26 protein-coding genes are annotated in these 25,922 nt (G+C 62.7%); 20 read left to right on the forward strand and 6 right to left on the reverse strand.

Translation table 11 applies throughout. From position 1 onward, the window contains the following. Positions 1-7 precede the first annotated feature (7 nt). The 4 genes from folP (at position 8) to QU596_RS01070 (ending at position 3,406) form a co-directional block, all read left to right on the forward strand. Positions 8-1,078 (forward strand): dihydropteroate synthase, encoded by a 1,071-nt coding sequence (folP, locus tag QU596_RS01055; RefSeq protein WP_308516478.1) that lies wholly within the window; start codon positions 8-10, stop codon positions 1,076-1,078. A gap of 78 nt (positions 1,079-1,156) precedes the next feature. Next, positions 1,157-1,957 (forward strand): hypothetical protein, encoded by an 801-nt coding sequence (locus QU596_RS01060; protein ID WP_308516480.1) that lies wholly within the window; start codon positions 1,157-1,159, stop codon positions 1,955-1,957. 25 nt (positions 1,958-1,982) lie between these two features. Then, positions 1,983-2,345: a hypothetical protein gene (locus QU596_RS01065; RefSeq protein WP_308516482.1), complete on the forward strand. Its 363-nt coding sequence runs from the start codon at positions 1,983-1,985 to the stop codon at positions 2,343-2,345. 122 nt (positions 2,346-2,467) lie between these two features. Further along, positions 2,468-3,406 (forward strand): HupA family protein, encoded by a 939-nt coding sequence (locus QU596_RS01070; RefSeq protein ID WP_308516483.1) that lies wholly within the window; start codon positions 2,468-2,470, stop codon positions 3,404-3,406. 8 nt (positions 3,407-3,414) lie between these two features. Here the strand turns inward: QU596_RS01070 and QU596_RS01075 are convergent, their stop codons facing one another. Continuing rightward, positions 3,415-4,851, reverse strand: coding sequence for a sigma-54-dependent transcriptional regulator (locus tag QU596_RS01075; protein ID WP_308516484.1), 1,437 nt, complete (start codon positions 4,849-4,851; stop codon positions 3,415-3,417). Between the two features lie 167 nt (positions 4,852-5,018). Here QU596_RS01075 and QU596_RS01080 point away from each other — a divergent pair, with 167 nt between their 5' ends. Together QU596_RS01080 and QU596_RS01085 are read left to right on the forward strand one after the other, a co-directional pair. Beyond that, a complete protein-coding gene (locus QU596_RS01080) occupies positions 5,019-5,180 on the forward strand; it encodes a hypothetical protein (protein ID WP_308516485.1) in 162 nt (53 codons plus the stop codon). A gap of 10 nt (positions 5,181-5,190) precedes the next feature. After that, positions 5,191-6,318: a Re/Si-specific NAD(P)(+) transhydrogenase subunit alpha gene (locus QU596_RS01085; RefSeq protein WP_308516486.1), complete on the forward strand. Its 1,128-nt coding sequence runs from the start codon at positions 5,191-5,193 to the stop codon at positions 6,316-6,318. Here the strand turns inward: QU596_RS01085 and QU596_RS01090 are convergent. The 3 genes from QU596_RS01090 to QU596_RS01100 form a co-directional block, all read right to left on the reverse strand. Further along, the gene (locus QU596_RS01090) at positions 6,309-6,785 is read right to left on the reverse strand and encodes a YbaK/EbsC family protein (RefSeq protein ID WP_308516487.1); all 477 of its coding nucleotides are present in this window, start codon (positions 6,783-6,785) and stop codon (positions 6,309-6,311) included. The two genes, QU596_RS01085 and QU596_RS01090, sit on opposite strands and share 10 nt — an antisense overlap. After that, on the reverse strand, positions 6,782-7,198 hold the full coding sequence (locus QU596_RS01095) for a secondary thiamine-phosphate synthase enzyme YjbQ (protein ID WP_420030990.1): 417 nt from the start codon (positions 7,196-7,198) through the stop codon (positions 6,782-6,784). Before QU596_RS01095 ends, QU596_RS01090 begins: the two co-directional genes overlap by 4 nt. A 365-nt stretch (positions 7,199-7,563) precedes the next feature. Then, on the reverse strand, positions 7,564-9,852 hold the full coding sequence (locus QU596_RS01100; protein WP_308516490.1) for an EAL domain-containing protein: 2,289 nt from the start codon (positions 9,850-9,852) through the stop codon (positions 7,564-7,566). Positions 9,853-10,128: 276 nt separating this feature from the next. Between QU596_RS01100 and QU596_RS01105 the strand changes: the two genes are divergently transcribed. The 13 genes from QU596_RS01105 to QU596_RS01165 all read left to right on the forward strand — a co-directional run bounded on the left by QU596_RS01105 (position 10,129) and on the right by QU596_RS01165 (position 23,630). Then, entirely contained in the window at positions 10,129-10,431 is a 303-nt protein-coding gene (locus QU596_RS01105) for an NAD(P) transhydrogenase subunit alpha part 2 (protein ID WP_308516492.1), read from the forward strand. Then, positions 10,424-11,923 (forward strand): NAD(P)(+) transhydrogenase (Re/Si-specific) subunit beta, encoded by a 1,500-nt coding sequence (locus tag QU596_RS01110; protein WP_308516494.1) that lies wholly within the window; start codon positions 10,424-10,426, stop codon positions 11,921-11,923. Before QU596_RS01105 ends, QU596_RS01110 begins: the two co-directional genes overlap by 8 nt. Further along, on the forward strand, positions 11,923-12,639 hold the full coding sequence (locus QU596_RS01115) for an aspartate/glutamate racemase family protein (protein ID WP_308516496.1): 717 nt from the start codon (positions 11,923-11,925) through the stop codon (positions 12,637-12,639). Before QU596_RS01110 ends, QU596_RS01115 begins: the two co-directional genes overlap by 1 nt. A 38-nt stretch (positions 12,640-12,677) precedes the next feature. After that, positions 12,678-14,621 (forward strand): excinuclease ABC subunit UvrC, encoded by a 1,944-nt coding sequence (gene uvrC, locus QU596_RS01120; RefSeq protein WP_308516497.1) that lies wholly within the window; start codon positions 12,678-12,680, stop codon positions 14,619-14,621. Then, on the forward strand, positions 14,618-15,355 hold the full coding sequence (gene recO, locus QU596_RS01125; protein ID WP_308516499.1) for a DNA repair protein RecO: 738 nt from the start codon (positions 14,618-14,620) through the stop codon (positions 15,353-15,355). The genes uvrC and recO overlap by 4 nt, the downstream gene beginning before the upstream one ends. Before the next feature lie 30 nt (positions 15,356-15,385). Further along, complete coding sequence (gene apaG, locus QU596_RS01130; protein ID WP_420030991.1) at positions 15,386-15,766, forward strand: Co2+/Mg2+ efflux protein ApaG; 381 nt, start codon at positions 15,386-15,388, stop codon at positions 15,764-15,766. Between the two features lie 31 nt (positions 15,767-15,797). Further along, a complete protein-coding gene (locus tag QU596_RS01135) occupies positions 15,798-16,901 on the forward strand; it encodes a glycosyltransferase family 4 protein (protein ID WP_308518016.1) in 1,104 nt (367 codons plus the stop codon). After that, positions 16,894-17,652 (forward strand): metallophosphoesterase, encoded by a 759-nt coding sequence (locus QU596_RS01140; RefSeq protein ID WP_308516500.1) that lies wholly within the window; start codon positions 16,894-16,896, stop codon positions 17,650-17,652. The genes QU596_RS01135 and QU596_RS01140 overlap by 8 nt, the downstream gene beginning before the upstream one ends. A 95-nt stretch (positions 17,653-17,747) precedes the next feature. Then, positions 17,748-18,443, forward strand: coding sequence for a polysaccharide biosynthesis/export family protein (locus tag QU596_RS01145; RefSeq protein ID WP_308516501.1), 696 nt, complete (start codon positions 17,748-17,750; stop codon positions 18,441-18,443). A gap of 177 nt (positions 18,444-18,620) precedes the next feature. After that, entirely contained in the window at positions 18,621-20,726 is a 2,106-nt protein-coding gene (locus QU596_RS01150; RefSeq protein WP_420030992.1) for a GumC family protein, read from the forward strand. Positions 20,727-20,826: 100 nt separating this feature from the next. Further along, on the forward strand, positions 20,827-21,921 hold the full coding sequence (locus tag QU596_RS01155; protein WP_308516502.1) for a tetratricopeptide repeat protein: 1,095 nt from the start codon (positions 20,827-20,829) through the stop codon (positions 21,919-21,921). A gap of 562 nt (positions 21,922-22,483) precedes the next feature. Continuing rightward, positions 22,484-23,272 (forward strand): O-antigen ligase family protein, encoded by a 789-nt coding sequence (locus QU596_RS01160; RefSeq protein WP_308516503.1) that lies wholly within the window; start codon positions 22,484-22,486, stop codon positions 23,270-23,272. A gap of 40 nt (positions 23,273-23,312) precedes the next feature. Further along, the gene (locus QU596_RS01165; RefSeq protein WP_308516504.1) at positions 23,313-23,630 is read left to right on the forward strand and encodes a hypothetical protein; all 318 of its coding nucleotides are present in this window, start codon (positions 23,313-23,315) and stop codon (positions 23,628-23,630) included. Here QU596_RS01165 and QU596_RS01170 read toward each other — a convergent pair. Beyond that, positions 23,587-24,684, reverse strand: a complete 1,098-nt coding sequence (locus QU596_RS01170; RefSeq protein WP_308516505.1) for a nucleotidyltransferase family protein — start codon at positions 24,682-24,684, stop codon at positions 23,587-23,589. The genes QU596_RS01165 and QU596_RS01170 overlap by 44 nt on opposite strands. Here QU596_RS01170 and QU596_RS01175 point away from each other — a divergent pair. Then, positions 24,683-25,696, forward strand: a complete 1,014-nt coding sequence (locus tag QU596_RS01175; RefSeq protein WP_308516506.1) for a hypothetical protein — start codon at positions 24,683-24,685, stop codon at positions 25,694-25,696. The genes QU596_RS01170 and QU596_RS01175 overlap by 2 nt on opposite strands. On the opposite strand, the gene QU596_RS01180 is transcribed toward QU596_RS01175, so the two are convergent. Beyond that, positions 25,621-25,893, reverse strand: a complete 273-nt coding sequence (locus tag QU596_RS01180) for a PqqD family protein (RefSeq protein WP_308516507.1) — start codon at positions 25,891-25,893, stop codon at positions 25,621-25,623. The two genes, QU596_RS01175 and QU596_RS01180, sit on opposite strands and share 76 nt — an antisense overlap. Positions 25,894-25,922 lie beyond the last annotated feature (29 nt).

The raw sequence follows: 25,922 nt of genomic DNA on the forward strand, positions 1-25,922 counted from the left end.
GCCGGCCATGCGCACACTCATTCGCCCGACGGGCTTCGTCGACTCGCCCTTCGGCCATGACGGGAAGGTCGCTCGCCTCGCCGGCGGACTGAACTGGTTCTCGGCAGCCGAACTCATCACGGTGGACGGCAATCGCCGGACCGCGACTGAACTGGTGCCTGTTGCGGGGATTGAGGACCGTTTCGACGACGCGCTTGCCGCTCAATGGGCGGCACTGACCGCCACACGCGCGCCGCTGCAGCTCGGCGAGCGCACCGTTCGCTTGGACCAGCCGCAGGTCATGGGCATCGTCAATGCCACGCCGGACAGCTTCTCCGACGGTGGCCAGTTCGCCGACGCCGCCGCGGCTGCCGAGGCCGGTGCCCAAATGGCAGCCGAAGGTGCAGCGATCATCGACGTCGGCGGGGAATCGACCAGGCCAGGCGCGCGCTCGGTCTGGGAAGGCGACGAGATCGAACGTATCGCGCCCGTCATCCGCAAGCTCGCCGCTGGAGGCGCGGCCGTGAGCGTCGACACCCGCAAGGCCGATGTGATGACGGCAGCGGTCCAGGCTGGCGCGAGGGTGATCAACGACGTCTCCGCGCTGACCTACGATGAGCGATCTGCCCAGGTCGCCGCGACTCTAAACGTCCCTGTCGTCCTGATGCACCATCAGGGCGACCCGCAGACGATGCAGGACGACCCGCGCTACGACGACGTGCTGGTCGAGGTTTACGTCTGGCTTGAAGAGCGGATTGCCGCCGCGGTCGGCGCCGGCATTTCGCGCGACCGCATCCTCGTCGATCCCGGCTTCGGTTTCGGCAAGAACGTCGGGCACAATCTCGAACTCATGAACGGCCTGGCGCTGTTCCACTCGCTCGGCTGCCCGCTCGTCCTCGGTGCCAGTCGCAAGCGCACGATCGGGGCTTTGTCGAACGAAGCGTCGGCCGATCGCCGCCTCGCCGGCAGCCTCGCCTTTGCGCTGAAGGCAGTCGAGCAGGGTGCACAGCTCATCCGCGTTCACGACGTCGCGGAAACGGTGCAGGCATTGCGCATCTGGCGCGGCCTGCGCGACCAGGCGCTGACGCCCCGGCTATAGCGCCTCGCATTCGTCTGGCTCGAGTGGGACTGCCATGCTAGTCGCGCCGCGCAAAGACCTAGGAATGCTAAGTACCCGATGCTGAAGAACCTTTTTTCGAAGGGCTCGCACGCGCAGGAGCCAGAAGCCGCAGCAGCGCCGCAGGCTTCCGCAGCCGCCGAGTCCCGCGGCTACACCGTTGGCTGGCTGCTGAAGACCGACGAGGCGAGCATCATCTGGGATACCCCCAGGCCCGTCCGCGTCGATGCGCAGAGCAATGACCCGCGGTCGGTCGCCCAATGCCCTTCTGTGCTGGACTTCGACCGCCGCCATTTTGTGGTCAATTGCCCGATCGACGTTCATTTGCGGCTGAAACTGACCGCTACCGGCATGGACATCACCAACGTGCTCGCAGACAAAAGCCCTATTCGGGCGGAGGCCTTGCAGCGCTGGATCGTGTTCCAGCCGCGCCATGAATGGCGGAACCCGCAGCGGCCCGTGCTGCAGATGCTGACCAGCTACGTGTTTGTCTCTGACGATCCGGTTTACGTGAACCAGTACCCCCCAATCTTTCACTACGCCGGCGACAATCGCCCGGGCGTCCAGATCGGCGGCCGCTTTCCGATCGACATCTGGCCGCGCGCCTTGATGTGGGCGTTCGAATGGCATGATACGACCAAGGACCTAATCCTGCGACGCGGCGAGCCCTTGTTCACCGTCCGCTTCGAGGGGCCCGATCCTTCCGCAAACGTGCGCTTGGTCGAGGCGACGAAGACGCCCGAGCTTGAAAGCTATATGACCTCGATCACGGGCGTGACGGAGATCGTCGGCCAGACCTATTCACTATTCAAGAATGCGCGCGAGCGCCGGCCCGAGCGTCTGCTCGTCCCGAAGAAATAGTTTCGCGAAGGAAGGGGTATCTGGTTTGAAGTACGTTCGTGTCCTGCAGTGGTCCGCCGACGCCGACAGCATCACCCTGCAGATGCTGGGTGAGGATGACAGCACTCAGAGCTTCCAACTGGGCAAGGAATGCGCGGCGAGCGCCGCCGGGGCGCTGGCATCTGAACTGGCCAAGTCCGGCGCGGAAGGGATCGAGCAGCAATTCATCCGGCCCAAGGGCCTGCAGACCGGCAAGACTGGTCGTAATGAGCCCGTGCTGTTCATGACCCTCGAAGGCGGTGTCGAACTGCCGCTGGTTTTCCAGCCCGAAGCTCTGCCTTTGCTGATTGCAGAACTGGAGAAGCTGAGAGGCGTCCTGCAACCAGGTTCCGACGTCCGCTGGATGTAGGCCCAGCGAACGATTGGAATGCACAAGATCAGCACATGATCATGGTTTGATCGTCAGACCATCATCGAGTCTGGACTGGACGGCGCGTAAGGTTGCCCATCATCCACAAGGGGTAGTGGGCCATGCGCGGACGAAAGCTGAACACGCTGTTTTTATGCGTCAGCCTTACTGGACTTGGCGCCTGCGGCGGCGGTGGTGGGACGGGGATGAACTTTATCCCGGCCCCGCCTCCGGCTCCGCCGCCCCCACCTCCGCCTCCAACCGTCGCAGCGACGGCGCCATTCGGCCTGACGACCAGCCAGCAATTCGCGACGTACGGCGCGCTCAGCCGGTCGGACGCGGGCGCTTACAACGTAAAGCCCGCAGATCCCTCGGCGATCAGCTTTCGTTGGTCAGCGACGAGCAATACTTACGAGATGACCGTGCCGGGCTTCTCGCCTGCGCAACTGTCACTCAGCTTCCCGGGTAACAATGAGCGTGCATTCTGGGCGGTCGACGGCAGCGGCAACCGCCTGCCGCTCGCGGTGTCGGTTTTGCTCCCCAGCGATACGAACGTCAATTTAAGCTATTCGAGCCTGGCATTCTACCAAACCTACCCGGACAACGCGACGAACCCGTTCATCTACGGGATGTTCGCTTTCGGGCTGCCAACTGCTCCAGGGGGCGTGCCCGTCTCCGGAACGGGAATTTACGACGCCAAAGTGCGAGGATTGACGATCAGCAACAACGGGTATGAAATTATTGGGGACGCGCAGCTGACCTTCGACTTTGCGGCTGGTTCCTTGAGCGGATACATGCGCCCGCGTCTTTTCAACGACTGGGACGGTGTTGATCGTGCGCTGCCCCAATACGACTTCAAAAATACTGTTTATTCCGCCGGAAGCACCGCCTTTTCTGGCCAGCTTGCGGGGCCGGCCGGGACTGACGGCTCCGCGTTCGACGGGCGTTTTACCGGGCCGGCGGCGCAGGAACTGGTCGCCGGTTTCAAGGCAACCTACGTCGATCCGTTCGACAGTGTCACGAAGACGATGGGCGGCGTTTGGCTCGGGAAGAAGCAGTGACGACGCCGTCAGGCCGCGGTGTCGATCCCGAGTTCGCCAAGCTTGCGATATAGGGTCGACCGCCCGATCCCAAGCCGGCGGGCGACTTCGGTCATGCGGCCCCGATAGTGGCCGATGGCCAGGCGGATGATGTCGGCTTCGATATCTTCGAGCGGCCGGAGATGGCCATCACTGCTGTAAAGCGTGACACCCGGGGCGCCCGCCAGCATTTCCTCGCTGCGTTCTGCACTGACGGTCGGTGCGAAATCGGTGCGGCGTGCGGTGTAGCGCGACTGGACTGCGATGTGCGGGAAGTGTTGCGCTGTCAGCGCGCTTTCCTCGCATTGCAGCGCCGCGCGGAACAGGACGCCGGCGAGCTGGCGGACGTTGCCCGGCCAGCCGTAGCGCATCAGCACCGCCAGCGCGTCATTGCCAATCGACAGCTCTTTAAGGCCCGTTTGCTCGGCAAGGCGTTGCAGCAGGTGGCGCGCAAGCGCAGGGATGTCGCCGCTGCGTTCGCGGAGCGACGGCAGGTTGACCGTCGTGCCGCCGATCCGTTCGGCGAGGCCGGGATGGAAATCTTCGGGCAACGCGCGATTGCTGGTCGCGATGACGCGGACGTCGACGGAGTAGCTGCCGTTGAGCCCGACCGGGCGAACTTCGCCGGTCGCAAGCATGCGGTCGAGCAGTTCCTGCGTCTGCAGCGGCAGGCAACCGATGTCGTCAAGGATCAAGGTGCCGCCGTCCGACTGGACGAGCTTGCCCACCTTCGACGTGAAGGCGCCCGGGAAGGCGCCCTTCTCGTGGCCGAACAATTCGCTGTCGACGATATTCGCGGCGGCCGCCTTGCAGTCCAGGGTCAGCAGGGGTCCTTTCGCGCGCAAGCTGGCGCCGTGGATAGCACGGGCGACGGTTTCCTTGCCCGTCCCGGGCTCGCCGATGATCAGCACGGGCAAACGGTTGCGGGCGGACTTGGCGGCAACCGCGAGGGCCGCACGGAATTCGGGGGCAGCGCCAATCAACTGCTCGAGCGCCAGCGGGCGAGCGAGCTTCTCCGAAACCGGCGCCAATTCACCGGCCGCGCGGCGGCGATCGGCGTTCGCCGCAAGGGCCTCGAGCAGTCGCTCTGGCGCGACGGGCCGAACCAGGAAATCGGACGCGCCGGCGCGCATTGCTTCGACCGCGATCGCGACATTGTCGCTCTGCGACAGGACGATAACCGGCAAGCCGGTGCGTTGTCCGCGCAGCGCCGTGATCAACTGAGGACCCCTGTCTGCATCCCACCCGCCCAGCAAGACGGCGAGAACCTCGCGGCCGTGCGGGCCCTGCAGCAGCGCGATCGCCGTTTCCTCGTCGGCGGCGCCGACGACGCTCCAACCGGCGCGCCCGGCGATGGCCGAAATCAATCGGCGCTCTTCCGGATTCGCGTCGAGCAGCAGCAGTGAACGGATCGGTTCTTCACGCATGAATGACAGGCCTTCCTCCGCGCGGTCATAGGGGCAGAGGAGTAAAGGTCGCCTTAACTGCTTGATGTGCGACGTTCATTCCGCCGCAGACGCAAGGGACTTGGGCGTTACCGAACGCCTTGTTATGGGGTGGTGAACGACAGACGCATCCAACAGAGGGATTTTGAATGGCGCACAGTGAAGAACCCTTGCTCGAAAATCCGCCGACGCAGGAAATGTCCTCGCATGTCGCCGACTATTCGAGCTTCGTGAAGCTCTTCAAATGGGGCGCCATCATCTGCTTCATCGTCGGCTTCCTGTGGCTGTCGATCGTGAAGGCCTATTGGTAAGATTCGCCCGGTGAAGATCGCGGTCCTGAAGGAAGCAGACGGCGAGGCGCGCTGCGCCGCGATTCCGGAAACGGTGAAGAAATATGTCGCCCTGGGCGCCGATGTCGCGGTCGAGCGCGGTGCGGGCGAGGGCGCATCGACTGCCGACAGCGACTTTGAGGCTGCGGGCGCAAGCCTCGGTTCGCGCGCCGAAGTTCTCAAGGATGCGGCCGTAATCCTGACGGTGAACGGCCCGGAACCTGCGTCGCTGAACGGCGCAATCCCCGGGGCGCTGCTCATCGGAGCGCTGGATCCCCTGCGCCGGCGCGAGGCCGTCGACGCTTATGCGAAGTCAGGCGTCGATGCGCTGGCAATGGAATGGATGCCGCGCATCACGCGGGCGCAGTCGATGGACATCCTTTCCTCGCAATCTAACCTTGCCGGCTACAAGGCGGTTGTCGAAGCCGCCGCCGCCTACGGCCGGGCTTTCCCAATGATGATGACGGCAGCGGGGACGATCAGCCCGGCCAAGGCCTTCGTCATGGGCGTTGGCGTCGCCGGTCTCCAGGCGATCGCCACTGCGAAGCGTCTTGGCGCGCAGGTCAGCGCGACCGACGTCCGCTCCGCCACGCGCGAGCAGATCCAGTCGCTCGGCGCCAAGCCGATCTTTGTCGAAAATGTCGCAGGCATCGAGGGCGAAGGCTCGGGCGGCTACGCGACCGAGATGTCCGAGGAATATCAGCGGGCGCAGGCCGAGCTCGTCTCCGGCCACATCGCCAAGCAGGACATCGTCATCACCACCGCGCTGATCCCCGGACGGCCCGCCCCGCGCCTGATCAGCGACGCGCAGATTGCCAGCATGCGGCCCGGCAGCGTCATCGTCGATCTCGCCGCCGAAGCCGGCGGCAACGTCGAAGGCACGGTCAGCGGCGAGCGGGTCGTCAAGCACGGCGTCACCATCATTGGCGCCGCGAACCTCGCGCGTAGCCTCGCCGCCGATGCTTCGGCCCTGTTCGCGCGCAACCTCTATAATTTCCTCGCCGCCTTCTGGGACAAGGATTCCGGCAAGCCCGTGCTTCCTGACGACGACGAAATCGTGAAGGGCATCCGCCTCACGCAAGGCGGCAAGGTCGTCAGCGAGCGATTGCTTCAGGCCTGAGGCTCTGGCGGGCGGCAGAGATCGACCCAGCGCTCCGCGACCAGCTCAAACAGCCGCTCAACGCCCACTTCGACCGACGTGTTGAGCGACCCACCAGCGGGGTAGACGATGTCGAAATCGTGCAGCGAACGGTCGAGATAGACGGGCAGGGGCGTGTTCAGCCCGAACGGACAAACGTCGCCGACCGGATGCCCCGTCAGCTCGAGCGTCTCCTCCGCGCCAAGCATCCGCGGCCGCGAGCCCAGCTCATCCTTGCACTTGCGGTTGTCGAGCCGCGCGTCGCCCCGCGCCACCAGCAGGAACAATTGCTCGCCCGCCCGCACGGCCAGCGTCTTGGCGATCCGGCCCGGCTCGACGCCGAGCGCCCGCGCCGCGCTCTCCACCGTGGCCGTGCTCTCCTGCACCTCGATCAGGCGGAGCTCGGGCGCATTTGCCGCCAGCCACGCGCGAACGCTCTCCAGGCTCATTCGCCCACCACATGGAAAACGATCTCGCGCTCAGGCGGACGACGCCGATGTTCGAACAGGAAAATACCTTGCCACGTTCCGAGCATCGGTTGACGCGCCATCACCGGCACCGACAATTGGGTCGCGGTCAACGCGGCCCGGAGGTGCGCCGGCATGTCGTCCGGTCCCTCGTCGTCATGCTCATATTCCGCGCTCTCCGGCGCAAGCCGGGTTAGAAACGCTTCGAGATCCCGGCGCGCGGCAGGCGCCGCATTCTCCTGGATGACGAGGGATGCCGAGGTGTGGCGGCAGAAAACGGTCAGCAGACCGTCGGTGATGCCGCTGTCGGTAAGGAAATGCTGGACCGCATCCGTAATTTCGATGAGGCCCTGGCGACTCGCGCGAATCGGCAAAACGGCGATGGATTGGCGCAACATCGGGTCGCGCTAATGCCGATTATTCGGCCTGCCAACCGGTGACAAACCGCCGGCATAACGCACAAAAGAAAAGCGCCCGTCTTTCAACGAGCGCTCTCTAACTCTTTGATATACGGCCTGACTTTCGTCAGGGCACGGCCAAATTAGCCGTTACCGCCAGCCGTATCCCAGCCATGACCCATGAGCCAGCTCATGAAACCGCGGGACGTTTTGACCTTCTTCATCTCGCTTACCCCGTTTTGCACTGCGATTCGGCAGCTGGGGTCATTATTAACCTTAATCGTTATGGTTAGCAAACAAGTAACCATGTTTTTTGCGAAGACGAGCGAATACTTAACCGAAGGTAGTATTAGGATTTTTTGTTAGGCGGCGGTGCGCTTGCGGTCGGAAACCAAGCGTTTGGTCAGACTCTCGAGGCCCATCGGCCGGCCGACCGCGAAGCCTTGGGCGATATCGCAGCCCATTTCGACCAGCAGATCGAGAATATCGCGATGCTCGACGCCTTCGGCGACGACCTTGCGGCCCAATGAGTGGGCGAGGCCGACCGTGGACTGCACCATCAACCGGTCGCTGCGATTGTCAGCAATACCTTTGACGAAGCTTTGATCGATCTTGATCTCGTTGGCCGGGATCTTCTTCAGGTAATCGAGCGTCGACAAACCGGTCCCGTAGTCGTCGATCGAAATGTTGACGCCGAGATCGCGCAAGCGGCCAATCATCTCCAATCCTTCGCCGCTACCGGCGAGCGCGGCCGTTTCCGTCAGCTCCAGCGTCAAATGATGGGCAGGGAGGCCGTGCCGGGCCAGTGAGGCGGACAGGCGCAGCGTGAATCCGCGGTCGCTGAGCAGCCGGGCGGATAGATTGACCGCAACGTCGAATGTTACACCGCGCTTGTTGATCTGCGCTGCCGCGGCGATCGCGTGGTCGAGCACGAAGTCGGTCAGCTTGCCAATGCGGTTGTGCTGTTCTGCTGCGGCGACAAATTCCGAAGCGGCGATCGGACCCTTCTCAGGGTGGGTCCACCGCGCCAGCGCTTCCGCGCCGATGATCCGCCGGGTCGCGAGGTCGAGCTTGGGCTGATAGGCGACCCACACTTCTCCGCGATCGATCGCCTCGTCCAGCTGGCTGAGCATCGACAGCCGCCAGGACGCGCTCTCCAGGGTTTCCGGGTCGTGATATTTCCACTTGAGGCCATCGTGCGCCGCTTCGTCGGCGGCGACGAGGGCACTGGCCAGACGATTGGCGGGCGACCGTCCACTTCCGACTTCGACGCCAAATGAGATGGTGAGGTCGAGCGACAGGCCGTTGATCCGGGCGGGCGTGCGAAAGAGTGCATAAAGTGCCTCGAGGTGATTGCCGACCGGTTGGCGGCTGTTCTCGAACCATGCGAAAATACCAGCATCGCCCTGATACAGTACCCGATCGGGGGAGCCGACCTTCAGGCGCGCGACGATCTGGTCTATCAGCTGGCGCTCGCTGTTCGGGGGCAGGGTAGCGACGATTTCTTCGTAATTGAGCATCCGCGCGGCGACCAGCGCCTGCTCGTGACCCGCACGATTGGCACGCAATGCGCTGAGGTTAGGCAAGTTGGAGATGGCGTTCACCAGGCCGCGATCGCGGTACCTGCGCCAGCCCATGACCGTCGCAACGATGATCAGGACGAAGAGGCCGGGCGTGACGTCAAAGAAGATCAGCTGCGCTTCCGTGAAAATCGGCGCGATCAGAAGCGCGGCAGAAGCAATGCTGAACGCCGCGAGCGATTCAGCGAAACGTCGCCGCAGCAGAACCACCGTCACCGCGGCGAGGGCGAGCGCAAAACCGGGAAGCCAGCCAAGATCAAGCGGGCGACCCTGCTTCAGGGTCTCGGCGCCAAGGGCGTGGATGTAGACGCCGTACGATCGGCCGTAACCGGGCAGGAAGTACCTATCGCCGAGGATTTCCGACGCGATGCCGATGACCACGTCCTTCCCTTCAAGTTGCTTGGCGCTGACACGGCCGCTCAGCACGTCAGCGGCGGAATAGGATGGCAAGCTGCCGGAGCGTAGCGAATAATCGACGAAGAATTGCTCGCCCGGCTTGCCCTTTGCGTCGGCGAGTAGGGCTGCGAATGACGGGACGGTACGGCCCTCGACCTTGGCGGCATAGGGCAGGCGCCACACGGCATTCTGCCAATTATACTCGACGCTTGCGACACCGAGCTGCGCGTTTCGCGAAAAGATCGGAAGCGGCAGCGAGTCCACGCGTTTCCCGTCGCCGGCGCCGATCTTGTACCGGGTCAGCAGCGTCACCCGTCCGGAGCGGCGGATCGCCTCGGCGAACCGGCGGTCTTCGGCGGGATTCGACGCGAATGAGAAATTGATGTCGTAAACGATGCGCTTGGCGCCCGCCGCGGTCAGGCGATCCACGAGATCGGCCTGGCGGCCGCGTGGCCACGGCCAGTTGCCATATTGGCGCAGCGAGGCGTCATCGATTTTGATGACGACGACCTTGCCGGTAGCGTTATGCTCGTGGAGGCTGTTGCGGCTCACGCGCAAAGCGTCCTCAAAGACTTCGCCGAGCCCGATCAGGCCGGAAATCAGCCCGGCGAGCGCCACCCACAGCAGCAGGCGCCACGGCTTTGGTTCCTGTCCTTGAACGCCGCGCTTCGACACGTGCGGTGGAATCCTTCCCTAGGGTTCCCCCCGCATGCGCGCGAAAAGGTTAGGAAAGCGCTAACCGCATCGAAATTAACAGCCGTTCGAATGGCCGCTGCAAAGTCTCTGTCCTATCCCATCGTATCTGTGCCAAGGTGGCGGCGGATGCGCACACACAGCAGGGAAATCGACGGGCGGTGGATGAGCTTCGGCAACTGGCCGCCGCTTAAGTTCACGCAAAAGCTGCTGTCTGGCGTGAACTTAAGTACTTTAGCGGCTTCTTGAGAGGGACCGATGGACTTCATCTCGATCCTGTCGATCTTCATTTTGGCCTGTTTTGTCGGTTATTACGTGGTTTGGTCGGTAACTCCGGCGCTTCATACGCCGCTGATGAGCGTTACCAACGCCATTTCCTCGGTGATCGTCGTCGGCGCCCTGATCGCCGCCGCGGCCGCCGGTAGTCCCAGCTCCAAATGGCTCGGGCTCGCCGCAGTCGCGCTGGCCAGCGTGAATATTTTCGGGGGCTTTGCAGTCACCGCGCGAATGCTGGCGATGTACAAGAAGAAGGATCGCTCGGGAGACAAGACCCATGCATGAGGCGGCCGCCACACCCGCCTGGGTGCTCCTTGCGTATCTGGTCTCCGGCGTCTGCTTCATCCTCGCGCTGAGGGGGCTGTCGAGCCCGGAAAGCAGCCGCCGCGGCAACCGCACCGGCATTATCGGCATGGCGATCGCCGTCGTCACGACGTTGGCGACGCACTACCCCACGATCAGCGAAATACTTACGCCCGACACCGGGCCGACGATCATCCGATACTCAATCGATTGGATCGCCGCTCTGGAAATTCTTGCTGCCATCGCGGTGGGTGGCGCGATCGGCCTCATTACCGCGCGCAAAATTCAGATGACCGCCATGCCGCAGCTGGTCGCGGCGTTTCACAGTCTCGTCGGCCTCGCCGCGGTACTGGTCGGCGCGGCCGCCTACCTAAACCCCGAAGCGTTCGGCATCGCCGCGCGGATCACCCCGGTCTACGGCCCGTCGATCATCAGCATTCTGCCGATCAGCCGGATTGAGATGGGCCTTGGCGTCGCCATCGGCGCCATCACCTTTTCCGGATCGGTGATCGCCTTCCTCAAGCTCAACGGCAACATGAGCGGCAAGCCGATCCTGCTGCCGCTGCGCCACGTCATCAATCTCGGCACGCTGTCCGCCATCCTCGGGCTGATCGCCTACTTTACCCAGGACCAGTCGCCCTGGGTGTTCGCGACCGTGACCGCGCTCAGCTTCCTGATCGGCTTCCTGCTGATCATCCCGATCGGCGGCGCCGACATGCCGGTCGTGATCTCGATGCTGAACAGCTATTCCGGCTGGGCCGCGGCGGCGATGGGCTTCACGCTCCACAACAGCGCGATGATCATCACCGGCGCATTGGTCGGCAGCTCGGGCGCGATCCTCAGCTACATCATGTGCCGGGCGATGAACCGCAGCTTCATCTCGGTCATCGCGGGCGGTTTCGGCGGCGACGCTGGCGCGGGCGGCGCCGCGGCGGCAATCGATCGTCCCTACAAGCGCGGCTCTGCGGAGGACGCCGCCTTCCTGATGAGTCAGGCCGACCAGGTCATCATCGTCCCCGGCTACGGCATGGCCGTCAGCCAGGCGCAGCACGCGCTCAAGGAAATGGGCGACAAGCTGAAGGCCGAGGGCGTCCGCGTGAAGTACGCGATCCACCCGGTCGCCGGTCGCATGCCGGGGCACATGAACGTCCTGCTGGCCGAAGCGAACGTGCCTTATGACGAGGTGTTCGAGCTGGAGGACATCAACAACGACTTCGCGCAGACCGACGTCGCGTTTGTCATCGGCGCTAACGACGTCACCAACCCGGCCGCCAAGACCGACAAGAGCTCACCGATCTACGGCATGCCCGTGCTCGACGTCGAAAAGGCACGCACCGTCCTGTTCGTGAAGCGCTCGATGGGCGGCGTGGGCTATGCCGGCGTCGACAACGAGCTTTTCTACCGGGACAACACCATGATGCTGCTGGCCGACGCCAAGAAGATGGTCGAGGAAATTGTGAAGGCGCTCGGCTGATGCGGAAGCTCGGCCTGATCGGCGGCACCAGCTGGTCGTCGACGGCGCTCTATTACGAACATCTCAACCGCGGGGTCGCAGCGCGGCTCGGCGGGCTGCACAGCGCGCGTCTGGTGATCGAAAGCCTCGACCTCGCGCCGTTCGCGACGAAGGAATTGTCGGGCGATTGGGACGGAGTGGCCGAGGATACGCTGGCAGCGGCCAGGCAATTGGAGGCTGCCGGCGCCGATGGCGTGATTATCACCTCCAACACCGGCCACAAGGTCTACGACGCCGTTGCGCCCAAGGTCGGCGTGCCGATGCTTCACATTGCCGATGCGACGGCCGACAAGCTCGTCGCCGACGGACGCAAGCGGATCGCGCTGCTCGGCACGCGGTTCACGATGCTGGAGCCGCACATCCGCAGCCGCCTCGAGGCGCGCGGCCTGTCGCTGGCGCCGATCGAGCAGGCTTGGGTCGATGAGGTCGACCGGGTCATTTTCGAGGAACTCGCGGCCGGGAACGTCGTCCGCAACAGCCAGCGCAAGCTTAAGACCCTGCTGAGCGAGCTTGCCAAGCAGCGCGTTGATGCCGCGATCCTCGGCTGCACCGAGCTAGTGATGGCCGTCGACGTCCGTTCCAACGTCCTGCCGGTCTACGACACGACCGAAATCCACGCCCGCGCCTGCGTCGAGTGGATGCTTGCCGAAGAGGAGCAGTCGCGGGCCGCGGCCTGACGCTGGAAGGGCGGGGCGGCACCGCCTAGATAGCGAAGATGAATCGAACACCGGCCGACCGTCCGGCTCATCCGAATTCCGCCGAGCGCTTCAACGAGGACCAGGCGACGTACGCCGTGCGCGGCGAGGGGGCGCCCGACCTCGACGCTGGTGTGGCGGCGATCCGCGAGGTGCTGAAGACGCTGCCGGTCCGCCCCGGCGTCTACCGGATGCAGGACGCGCGCGGGGACGTGCTCTATGTCGGCAAGGCGCGGACGCTGAAGAACCGGGTGACGAGCTACACGCAGGTCGCGCGGCTGCCGAAGCGCCTGCAGCGGATGGTGTCGCAGACGCGCTCGATGACCATCGTCACGACGCGCACCGAGGCGGAGGCGCTGCTGCTGGAAGCGCAGCTGATCAAGCGCTTCCGGCCGCCGTACAACGTGCTGCTGCGCGACGACAAAAGCTTCCCGTTCATCCTGCTGCGCGAGGATCATAAATTCCCTCGTGTCCAGAAGCATCGCGGCGCGCGGCGGATCAAGGGTCAGTACTACGGACCGTTCGCCAGCGCCGGTTCGGTAACGCGGACGCTTAATGCGCTCCAGAAGCTGTTCCTGCTACGCAGCTGTTCCGACAGCTTTTTTGCCAACCGCTCGCGGCCTTGTCTGCTCTACCAAATCAAGCGATGCTCGGCGCCCTGTGTCGGCCGGATCGACGAGCCTGACTATGACGAACTGGTCGATGAGGCGAAGGAATTCCTGTCCGGCAAATCCACGGGGGTTCAGACGAAGCTCTCGCGGCTGATGGCCGAGGCCGCGGAGAAGCGGGATTACGAGCTGGCGGCCGTCTATCGCGACCGGCTGCGTGCGCTGACCTACATCCAAGGCAGCCAGACGGTGCATGCCGAGGGCCTGGGCGATGCCGACGTCTTCGCGCTGGCTTGCAAGGCGGGCACGGTCTCTATCCAGGCATTTTTCATTCGCGGTGGGCAAAACTGGGGTCATCGTGCCTTCTTCCCCGCTCACACAAACGACGTTCCGGAAACCGAGGTTCTCTCAACCTTTCTGGTCCAGTTCTATGAAGACATGCCGCCGCCACGGCGTATCCTCGTCGACCGCGAGCTGGCTGATCGCGAACTGCTCGAGGAAGCGCTGTCGGAGCGGGCCGAGCGTAAGGTCGTCATCGAGATTCCACAGCGTGGCGCGCGGCGTAAGCTGCTGGAGCAGGCCAAGCGCAATGCTGAAGAAGCGCTCGACAGGCGAATGGCCGAGACCACGACGCAGACCAAGGTGCTCCGCGAACTTGCCGATACGTTCGAGCTAAGCGACGTACCCAAGCGCATCGAAGTCTACGACAACAGCCACATCATGGGCACTAATGCGACCGGCGCGATGATCGTCGCCGGGCCGGAGGGCTTCCGCAAGAACAACTACCGCAAGTTCAATATCAAGGCGGCACAGACCAACGACGATTTTGGGATGATGCGCGAAGTGCTGGAGCGGCGCTTCGCACGACTGGAGAAGGAAGACCCGGATCGTCAGACCGGCGAGTGGCCGGATCTTGTGTTGATCGATGGCGGCAAGGGCCAGCTGTCAGCGGTCTGCGAGGTCATGGAGGAGATGGGTGTCCATGACGTGCCGGTCGTCGGGGTTGCCAAAGGCCCGCACCACGGACGCGAGGGGCGCGAAGTGTTTCACCTTCCGGGCGGACGCGAGATCACCTTCCCGACCAACTCCGCGATCCTCTTCTATTTGCAGCGGCTGCGCGACGAGGCGCACCGCTTCGCGATTGGCACACACCGGGCGAAGCGCGCGAAGAGCCTGACGACTTCGACGCTGGACGAGGTTCCCGGCATCGGACCGAACCGCAAGCGCGCCTTGCTGATGCACTTCGGGACAGCGCGGGCGGTAAAGGGTGCGGCACTGGAGGATCTCGAGAAAGCGCCAGGCATCAGTCGCGCGACCGCACGGCAGGTGTACGACTACTTCCACCCGCGCGGATGAGGAGCGAGACCGCCGCGATCGTCTGCGCTCTTCGCAATCACGGCGAGCATGGTGCGATCGTACGGCTAATGACACCGGAGCAGGGGCTGATTGCTGCTTACGTGCGCGGCGCGCGCGGCCGGCGAATGCGACCGGTGCTCATCGCGGGCAACGTCGTCGATGCGCGCCTTTCGGCGCGGACCGAGGCTCAATTACCGCAGGCGGAGATCGAGTTGGTGCACAGTCGCGGTCCGTTGCTGTCAGAACCGCTGCCCGCGGCGGCGATCGAGTGGGCGACGGTGCTCACGGCGAGTGCGTTGCCTGAGGGGCAGCCATACCCACTGCTGTATCAGGCGTTCGAAGGTTTGCTCGATGCAATCGAAGCGTCGCCGTCCGCGAACGGCTGGGGTGTCGCGCTGGTCAGATATGAGCTGCTCCTGCTAGCCGAACTCGGGTTTGGCCTCGACCTTGAGCGATGTGCCGTGACTGGGGCGAACGACGACCTCGTTGCGGTCAGCCCGAAGTCGGGGCGCGCAGTCAGTGCCGCAGAGGCGGAGCCCTATACCGGAAAGCTGCTACCGCTTCCCGCATTCGTCCGCGCTGGGGGTCGCGCTTCATGGGAGGACATCGCCGACGGCTTGGACCTGACCGGTCACTTCCTCTTGCGTGATGTTCTCAACGACCGCTCGCGCCCTGTCGCCGATGCGCGAGGGAGGCTCGTTGAGCGGTTGCGCCGCGCGGGCGGTCTCGCTTAGGCTTGGCTGGTGACGATCGATACGCTGGCCATGCTCTTTCCCAACGTCGCGGTAACCCGCGGCATCGCGGTGCGCGTGGCGGTCAGTTATTTGGTCGAGCAGTCCGATCCTACGAGCGATCGGTGGTTCTGGTCGTACCATGTCCGGATCGAGAATGGTGGTGAAGTCGCAGTGCAGCTGCTGTCGCGCAGCTGGACGATCATCGACGGACGCGGGACGGTGCACGAGGTCGTCGGCGAGGGCGTTGTGGGCGAAATGCCGCTGATCGCTCCGGGCGCGAGCTTCGATTATGTTTCGGGATGTCCACTCGACACGCCGGCAGGATCGATGAGCGGTACGTACCGCATGGTCGACGAGAACGGCACGGCTTTCGACGTCGAGATCCCACGCTTTCAGCTTCTCAGCGCCTGAGAGAATAGCAATCTCTTCCCGCAGGGTCGTCCTGTCCGCCAACAGCAATTGGAACATCGCCAATTTTCGGGCGGGATTGGTCGCTGGCCTACGCGCCGCTGATTACGAGCCGGTTGTTATCGCCCCTCAGGATCCGGAAGCAGCGAGCCGGATGGAAGCGCTCGATGTCGACCGCATTGAGGTAAAAATCGACCGTTCCGGAATGAACCCAGTTGCAGATCTTCGATTGTTATACGACTACCGAAGGCTTCTGCGGCGGCTTCGACCAGCGGCATACATGAGCTTCACAATCAAGCCGAACATCTACGGGGCACGGGCCGCCGCGTCCTGTGGCATCCCGGCCTTTCCCAACGTGAGCGGTCTCGGCACGGCCTTCATCGGTAACGGAGGATTGCAGCAGATTGTGACTCCTTTGTACCGCTGGGGTTTCAGGCGGGCGGCCAAGGTATTTTTCCAGAATAGCGAGGACCGAAACCTGTTCGTCGAACGGCGCATCGTCGGCACAGCGCGAACGCAAGTTCTTCCCGGTTCCGGCGTCGATCTCGATCGCTTTACGCCCGCTCTCATGCCGGAAGGGCCACCGACTTTCCTGCTCGTTGGCCGCATGTTGCGCGATAAAGGGATTTTTGAGTTCGCCGAGGCGGCCCGCCACGTCCGCAGGCAGGTCCCCGGCGCACGCTTCCAATTGCTGGGGCCCGTCGACGAGGGCAATCGCACGGCCATCGGCCGCGGGCAGCTCCAGGAGTGGGTTCGCGACGGTACTTTGGAGTATTGCGGAACCACTGAAGACGTCCGGCCTTACATCGCCGGCGCCTGGGCAGTGGCACTGCCATCCTATCGGGAGGGCTTGCCGCGCTCACTGCTGGAAGCCGGCGCAATGGCCCGGCCACTGATTGCGACCGACGTTCCCGGCTGTCGTGCCGTGGTGAAAGACGGTCTGAATGGTTATCTTTGCACCGTGCGCGACCCACTTTCTCTCGCCAATGCGATGATCAAGCTGGCAGCCCTGCCGGCCGCCAGTCGCTTTGCGATGGGTGCTGCAGCGCGTGAAACGGTTGCAGAGAGCTTCGGAGAGAAGCGCGTTATCAATGCTTACCTCGAGGCACTCTCCGATGTCGCGCTAAGCCATGGGTAGCCCAGCATTTGATCGGGACGTGCCACCATCGGGTCCCGCTGGCCACCGGGCCTATGTCATCGGCGACGTGCACGGCCGACTCGATTTGCTCGAGAATTTGCTGGCGCGGATCCATTCCGAATTGCAGCGCCATCCCGCTCCCAAGACGACGATCATCTTCGTCGGAGATTTGATCGATCGTGGTCCTAGCTCCGCACAGGTGTTGGAGCGGCTGCGCACGTACAGACGGGCCGGTATCGAAACGGTCTTCTTGCTCGGCAATCACGAGGAGGTCTTGCTACGGATTCTCGAAGGGGAAGGTGCGCTGATTGCCAACTGGCGCACTTTCGGCGGGACGGAGTGCCTCGAGAGTTACGGTGTCGATCCTCAAGCTTTACGACATGCCAATCACGGTGAGGCGCTTGCGATCGTCCGCCGCGCCATTCCGAAGGAGCACGTGCATTTCCTTCGCTCCTTTGCCGACAGTTGTCAGTTCGGTGATTACCTCTGCGTCCATGCGGGCATTCGGCCCGGGATCGCGATTGACGAGCAGACGCAAGCGGACATGCGGTGGATTCGTGAGCCATTCCTGCTCGACGACAGCGATCATGGCTTCGTCGTCGTTCACGGCCATACGATCACGGCAGAAGTCGAACAGCGGCCAAACCGCATCGGCATTGACACGGGCGCCTACCGGAGTGGGGTGCTGACGGCGCTGGGGATCGAAGGGACGGAACGCTGGCTGTTGGACACGCGATCCCAGGCTGATTGATTTGCCTCACACCGCGGAATAGTCATGATGGACGAATTCCATGGGACATTGCCCGGTTGGTCGCGGGCAAGTCGTTTTTGCGCGGGAGCGTTTCTGTGTCTTGTTCTTCGCTCTGCCGCGCCTTCGCAGCTTCACTTTCACTATTCGCGCTGGCTGCCTGTGCCGACACCCGCGGAGGCACGATACCCTATGACCGGCCGCTCGCCGCTCCTGACGAGGTCAAATTCCAGACACTAGGCGCCAATTACCGCATAGCGCCGATGGACAAACTGTCGGTCAAGGTCTTCCGGATGAACGACCTTTCGGGCGATTACGACGTGGATCTCGCCGGCAACATATCCATGCCATTGATCGGGCAAATCTACGCCGCGAACCTGACGACCGAGCAGCTCGATCAGCAGCTGACCGAGAAACTCGGGACCAAGTATCTCGAACATCCGGACGTGAGTGTCGCCATCAAATCGTCCACCGCGCACGTGGTGACAATCGATGGGGCAGTGAAGGAGGGCGGGTCGTACCCGGTCGGGGGGACCGTGTCCCTTATCCAGGCGATCGCCATGGCGAAGGGGACCACCGAGGACGCGAACGCGAGGCGGGTCGCCGTATTTCGGACGGTCGGCGGCAAGCGGCAAGCCGCCGCGTTCGATCTGACGTCCATCCGCCGCGGGCAGGTCCCCGACCCGACGATTTATCCTGGAGACATTATTGTGGTCGATGGCTCTTCCGTGAAAGCCGCGCAGAAGAAGATTCTGCAGAGCATTCCGCTGCTATCGATTTTCGGCCCGCTTTGAGAAGGGCGCCTTAACGGTGAATACGAACGTCGTCGTCAATCCCAAGGCCAGTGGCCCGTCGCGCCGCACACTGGGACCGGCCACAATACTGGCGCCGGCCAGCGCAGCTATTCCGCGGCAGCAATCCTGGACCTGCCGACCCTGCTCCGGATCATTCACCATTGGCGGTGGCTGCTGCTGTCCGCTGTAGCCCTCGGCCTCGCGGGCGCCATCTTGTTCTCGATGCTGACCAAGCCGGTTTACCGCGCGAGCGTCACACTGGAGGCAAACCCGCCGACGGTGTCGGTAAGCGACGAGCAGACCCGACAGCAAAATAATGAGATCACGAATAGTTACGACTTCATCGCGACCCAGGTGGGGTTGCTTGGCAGCCGTGCCGTGGCGGAGCGGACCGCGCAGGAATTGAACCTCGCCAATAATCCGGACGTGGTCTCACAAGACGTCGATGCCTCAACGAGGCTACGTGCCGCGACGGGCGCCGTGACCGGTGGACTGAAGGTAACGGCTCCCGAGGAAGGGCAGCTGATCAAGTTCACCTATGACTCGACATCCCCCCAGCTTGCCGCGTTGATCGCGAACGGGGTCGCGGACAGCTTCATCAATACCGCGTTGCAGCGTCGCTACGAAGCATCGGCTTATGCGCGAAACTTCCTTGAACGGCAGATCAGCAAAACTCGCAGCGACCTCGAGCGCTCGGAACGCGCCGTCGTCGCCTATGCCCAACAGCAAGGCATCATCAACACCGCGGGTGGTACCGCCGAGAAGCAGACCGGCAGTAGCGACACCAATTCACTGCAAGGAGAGTCGCTGGTCCAGCTGAACAGCGCACTGGCTGCCGCGACCGCGCGGCGGATTGCGGCGGAGGGGGCGTATCGGCAGGCGCTGGCGACGGGGCCGACGTCGGAGGTCAACAGCGCCGTTCAGCCGCTGCGCCAGGAACTGGCCAAGCTGCAGGGCGACTATCAGCAGAAGCGTGAATTCATGAAGCCCGAGCATCCGGAGATGCAGAGCCTTCAAGCGCAGATCGCCGAGCTGCAACGCCAGATTTCAAGCCAGATGTCGCAGGCCTCGTCAGGCAGGATCAACGGGCTGTTGGCCGATTATCGCGGTGCCGTCTCCGCGGAGCGTGCCCTGCAGGGTCGGGTCGCCGCGCTGAAAGGCGATGTACTGAACCTGCGCGGTCGGAGCATCCAGTACACGATCCTGCAGCGGGAGGTTGACACCAATCGCAGCCTGTATGACGCGCTCCTGCAGCGGTACAAGGAGATCGGTGTCGCCGGCGGCGTCGGCACGGCGCCGGTCTCAATCGTTGATCGTGCCCAGACGCCGACCCTGCCATTCAAACCCAATTTGCTTCTCAACCTGCTCGTCGGCCTCGGCCTCGGGTTTCTCGCTGGCATTGCGAGCGCCATCGGGCTCGAATTTGCGAACGACACGATTAAGAGCCGTGAAGATGTGCGGCGTAAGTTGGCGCTCGCGTGCCTAGGGTCTGTACCCAAGACCTCCGCGCGCGGGAGCTTCGTGGACGACCTCAGAAATCCAACGTCGATTGTGTCCGAAGCCTATTCGGCAATTGTCGCCGCGCTTCGCTTCAGTACCGAAGCAGGGATGCCAAAGGTGCTGCTGGTCACGAGCACGCGCTCATCGGAAGGCAAATCATCGTCGGCCCTCGCCATCGCCCAGAATTTTGCGCGTCGGGAGCGCCGGGTACTGCTGATCGACAGCGATCTCCGGCGACCCGCATTCAAGGCGGCCACCGATCGGATCGGTCTCAGCAAGCTTCTCACGACGGAAGATAATCTCGAAAGTCACGTCGTCCAAACCCAGCATGACAATCTATGGCTGCTGCCAAGCGGACCGCTGCCACCCAATCCTGCGGACCTTCTATCGACGGGACGCATTCGGAAGATAATCGGCGAGGCGCGCGACCAATTTGATTTGGTGATCATCGATGGCCCGCCGACCCTGGGTCTGGCGGACGCGCCCTTACTGGCTTCGGCGGCCGAAAATGTGATGTTCGTGATCGAAGGCGGCAAGACGCGCACGCGTGCGGCAATCGAAGCGCTCAATCGTATCGAAACCAGCGGGATCCACGTTCTCGGAGCAGTGCTGACCAAATCGACTGAAAGCGCAGGCGGCTACGGCAATTATGGCTATGGATACGGTTACGGCTATGGGGCCAAGGGCCGCTTGAAAAAGACCGAGATCCTGATGATCCCGCACGACGACAGCGAGGATGACGATCAGAACGGACGAAAGCAGTCGGCCGAGGCCAACGCCTGAAAAATAACCGGGATCGGCAGCAATGACTGGCCGGCGTGTCATAGCCGTCTTGGCGGCGCTTCTGATTGCTGTTGTGATCGTCAGGAATGCGGCCGTTCGCATGCTCGCGCAGCGGGCACCCGGCTCGGCCGCACTGCTTTGGCGCGACCATCCCGATGTCGAGATCGCATCGGCGATGACGCAAATAGCATTGGCTGCCCGGGCGGGTGGGGCAGCACCAGCATCGGCGTACGGCTTGTTGGCTCGCGCCGCAGCGCAGGATCCACTCGCACCCGAACCGTATCTCGTGCGCGGCGTTCAGCTAGAGCTTGGTGCCAAGTCGGACGGCGCTCAACAAGCGTTCGAGGCTGCGCAATGGCGCGATCCGCGATCGCTTCCCGCCGCATATTTCCTGGCGGATAAATTTGTTCGCCAGGGCAGGATTGGCGCGGGCTTGAAGCAGATTGCGGCATTGGCACGGCTTTCTCCCAACGGCGGGCAAATCGCGGCACCGTATCTCGCGTCGTTCGCCAGCAGTCCGGCGAACTGGCCGGCACTTAGGACCACGCTTCGGGATAATCCTGAACTAGCCGAGCCGACGTTGCGAGTATTGAGCAAGCGAGTCGAAACTGTGCCTGCGCTGCTGGCGCTGGCAGACAAACAAGGATTGTCCGGGAGCACGCCGTGGCTTCCGGGATTGCTGGATACACTGATTCAGGCCGGACAATATCATCAGGCAAAGGCGATTTGGGCTCGCGCCGGCAAGCTACCGACCGACGAACCACTTCACGACCCGCAATTCGCTGACAAGGCGTCTCCGCCGCCCTTCAATTGGTCCCTTACATCTAATTCAGTGGGATTGGCCGAGCGGCAATCCGGAGGTCGGCTGCACGTACTCTACTACGGTCAGGAAAACGGTATACTTGCGACCCAGTTGCTGACGCTTGTACCCGGGCCCTACCGCCTTCGCTATGAGCTGCTGAGCGGGCAAACCGCCGGCGAAGCCAGCCTTACCTGGTCAATATGGTGCGACAAGGGCGCGGCTGCCCTGGCTTCGGTCACCATTCGTCAGGGGGCCAAAGATGGCCTGCGATTTGTCGTTCCCGCAAACTGCCCCGCACAATGGCTGCGCTTGTCCGGCTCATCGGCGGATGTCGCGCAGCAAAGCGATGTGACAATTGGCGGACTGAAACTGGAAGCCGTGCCCGGTGTCTGACAAGGTTCGCGATTTCATTGCCCCAGCCTATTTGCTGGCATGTGTAGTGTTTGGGGGAAGTGCTCAAGGCGTTTGGCAAAATGCGCTTCTCCAGCTGGCAGGGCTGATTGTCATCGTTTCGGCCGCCGCATGGCCCTCCGACGATGTATTCCCACGCAGCGCTCGTCCCATATTATGGATGGTGATCGCGGGACTCTTGATCGTCGCCATTCAATCAATCCCTCTACCAAATTCGATCTGGGCGTTAGGAGTGCGACAGAGGATCGCACACGACTTTGGACTTTTAGGTCTACCCCTTCCGGCACAGCCCTTGTCGCTTACGCCCCACAAATCCCTTGCCAGCGTACTGGCACTCATCCCGCCGCTCGCGATGTTCTGCGCAATTGTTCGGCTTCGGTCCTGCCGCGCAAGCTGGCTGGCTATTTCGCTGTTAACAGGCACCGTCGCCGCGGTTCTCCTGGGCATTTTACAAGTCGTCGGTCCCCAGGCGGCGCCGCGATGGTATCCTTATTCCGAGACGAATATTGGCGCGGCGGTGGGCTTTTTTGCGAACGCCAATCACATGGCGATGTTGCTGGTAATATCGCTTCCGTTTCTCGCCGCTCTGGGCAGGGCCGGAGCCGAGCACAGCTTGCAGCGCGCCGTCGCATTATTCGCCGCCGTCGCAGGCATTGCGCTTCTGATCCTGATCGGCATCGTGCTCAACGGGTCGATCGCCGCTTTCGCGCTTACGCCGGTAGTTTTCGCCGGCAGCGCGCTCATCCTCTTGCGCCCATCGCGGATTGCTCGACGACTAATCACCGCGACCGTCATCGCGATGCTGGCTGGGGCGCTAGCGCTTTTGTCGACAAGCTCCATTGGCGCTGACAAGGTGAACAGCGACGCTCGTGAATCCGTCGCCAGCAGAGCCGAAATACTGCGGACGACTTCCCAAGCCATCGGCGACTATTTCCCTTTCGGCTCAGGACTTGGATCCTTCCGGCAGGTCTACCGCACCTATGAGCGGCCGGAAGACGTCACGAGCGAGTATGTCGTTCATGCACATAACGACTACGCCGAACTTGTGCTCGAGCTTGGCTTCCCCGGTCTCGTCCTTCTGCTGTGTTTCCTGATGTGGTGGGGCAAGGCGTTCTGGGCCATTTGGGGACGGGGCGAGGGTGGAGCTTACGCTCGTGCGGGGTCAATAGCTTGCGCGGCCTTGTTGACGCATAGCCTGGTTGAGTTCCCGCTTCGCACGGCCACTCTTTCCGTCGTCTTTGCGATGAGCCTCGCCCTGATGGCCGAGCGCCGACGGTCCCAGCGTCCGCAGGTGCCCGACCTTCGGCCTACTCGCCACGTCGTTATCGGTTGAACGAATGGCTCACGATTTTTGGCGTGCAACAGGAGCCGCAATGGCTTCGTGGCACCAGGGAACGCTGTTCGTTGAGCATGCCCTGACGATTGGACACGATGCTCTTCACGTCCTTGCCGGCGTGATCATTTGGATGCTGATAGGCCTCGTCGCTCGCCGCTCGCTCACAACGTGGCTGCCATGGCTCTCCTTGCTCGCCGTAATTCTCTGGAATGAGGCCGTTGATATTTGGGTGGAGCGATGGCCCGACCCCGGCCAGCAATATGGGGAAGGCTTCAAAGACCTTCTCCTGACCATGGCTGTGCCGACGATCATCATGGTAGCTGCGCGGCTCCGGCCCGGCCTATTCCGTAATTAATCCTCAGCCGCGTCAGAATTTGTGCAGCTTGCTGGGTAAGATGCGTCAGTTTGAGATGCACGCCTGGTTGGAGCAAGAGCTGGTTCACGTGGAGCGGCCAGGTGCCGAGCAAGCGCTCGGTCGGTTCTGGAGGACCCTGCATTATAAGCTTCAGAGCCCGGCGGAACGATCGGGAGAGGGCGGGCTCCGCGCGAAGCTGCCGCTGCAATTCGGGGGAGGCGTCGAGGGATTGGAATAAGGCGTCTGCCAAAAGCAACGCTTGGCCAGCAGCCCGGCCAGCGCCAACCTTTTTACTGGCTTCGTAGCACCGCGCGACCGATCCCGGGCTCTGCGTCGAAAGGAACGCGGCAAAGTCGGAAATCCACTTCAGACGAAACCAGCTTGAGCTTGCTCCATGGACGCTGAGGTAGGCGAACAGCGGTTCGTTAGCGAGCGTAGGCAGCACGATGTCACCGACAACCCGCACGCTTTGCTTGGCGGCGTGAACGTCGACGCTCGGAAGCCATAGCCGATTGTCGACGAGCCGCGTGTGCAGATCGAGCTGCAGTCCATCATTCTGGCGCCAGATCGATTCTTTCCAGGTGCGATGCCATCGGTGCAGCAATCTCGATGGTGCGATGAGCCGAAAACCAGCAGCCTCCAAGATCACTGCCGACTGGGACAGATCTGCGGGATCGATCAGGATATCGACATCCACCGCCGACTTGATGGTGGGGGTGGCATAGGCCAGCGTCCCCAATGTTAGCCCCTTGACAAAAAGAACTGGAATTCCCGCTGAATTGAAACCTTCAGACAGCGAGCCGCACGCGGCGGCGGTCCGTAAGTTGAGCGCGGCTATTGAATTCGCGGCTTCTTGAAGACCTACGGCAAGCTGCCGGGGGACGCAGCGCTCACCCCGCAAGGCGTTGTGCACCAAGCCCTCTATTCGGTGGAAGCGCACGAGTTTGCAGAACTTTGCCCAATCGATCTGTGCGGGCAGGGGCATCGGATGGCTTTTCTGCAGGTTCCGCCGGCAACATTCGACGACAGCTTGGAATTCGGGAGAACCAACCATGGGAGCCTATTTGCCTGATGCGTCGAACAAAGCGAATAAGCTGGCGATGATCGTCACTCCGCAACATCGCCATCGGTTGTTCGGACTAAGCATCGCGAGCGACATTCCGCTGCCCGAAGCAATGAGCTGTGCAGACAGAGGTGGCGCGGATGTCACCATCCTTGTTCAGAAGCTCGACCTGCCGCCACAAGAGATTGGCATTCATGCCCTCGACGGCCGCGTCGTGCTCACGGTTCCGGGCGTTGCACGCTATCTCATCCGGGAGGGACGCGAGATCATTGTCGATCCGGTGCCAAACATACCCGAAAAAAATGTCCGTCTTTATCTGCTCGGCTCAGCGATGGGGGCGCTGTTGCACCAGCGGGGTCTCCTCCCTCTTCATGCTAATGCGATCGAGATCGACGGACGCGGTTATGCTTTCGTCGGCGAGTCCGGCGCGGGCAAATCAACGCTGGCAGCGCGGTTCCACGACCGTGGCTACGCAGTCCTTTCGGATGACGTTTGTGTGGTCCGCCCACTTCGGACTGGCCTGGCCGTGGTCGAGCCGGCTCTTCGCAAAATGCGGCTTTGCCGGGATGCCCTGATCGCCAGTGGGCGAAATCCGGGGCATTTCGAGCCAAGCTTTTCGGGTGATCCAAGCTTTGACAAGTTCGACGTTCCTCTCCCTCCGGCGCAACCGGTGCCGATGAAAGCTGTGGTGCTCCTTGAGTTCGGCCCAAGCCATTCTTTGCATCGCATGGAGGGAACGGAGGCTGTCGAGATCTTATTCGCGCACACCTATCGCGGCAGAATCATCGACCGGGCGGGAAGCGCGAAACAGCACTGGGCTGCGGTCATCGAGCTGTTGTACGCCATAGACGTGTTCCGTTGGACCCGTCCGAAAAATGGCGCCCAACTCGACCACGGATTGGTCAACTTGATCGCCTCGCTCCGCACTCATTCAGTCGATGAGGAGACGAGCCCCTTGTTCACCAAATCCGCGAGCAGGGTCCGCAACTCCTCCTCGCACTGATCCTTGGGGACGTCATATTCCGCGAGAAGCCCGTCGCGCAGCATCTCGAATCGCGTCGGCTCGGCAAGTTTCCGCCACACGGAGCTGGCGACATCATTGAACCCGAAGCATGTGCCGCCGTCGACGTCGAGCGCGACAATTTCGTCGCCTACGTCCGCCTCCATAAGGTTTTTTGCACGCTGATAAGTCGTCACCATCAGCTCCCTCGATGTGTGATGCGACAGGG

It is taken from the genome of Sphingomonas flavescens, assembly GCF_030866745.1.
Taxonomy (GTDB): Bacteria; Pseudomonadota; Alphaproteobacteria; order Sphingomonadales; family Sphingomonadaceae; genus Sphingomicrobium; species Sphingomicrobium flavescens.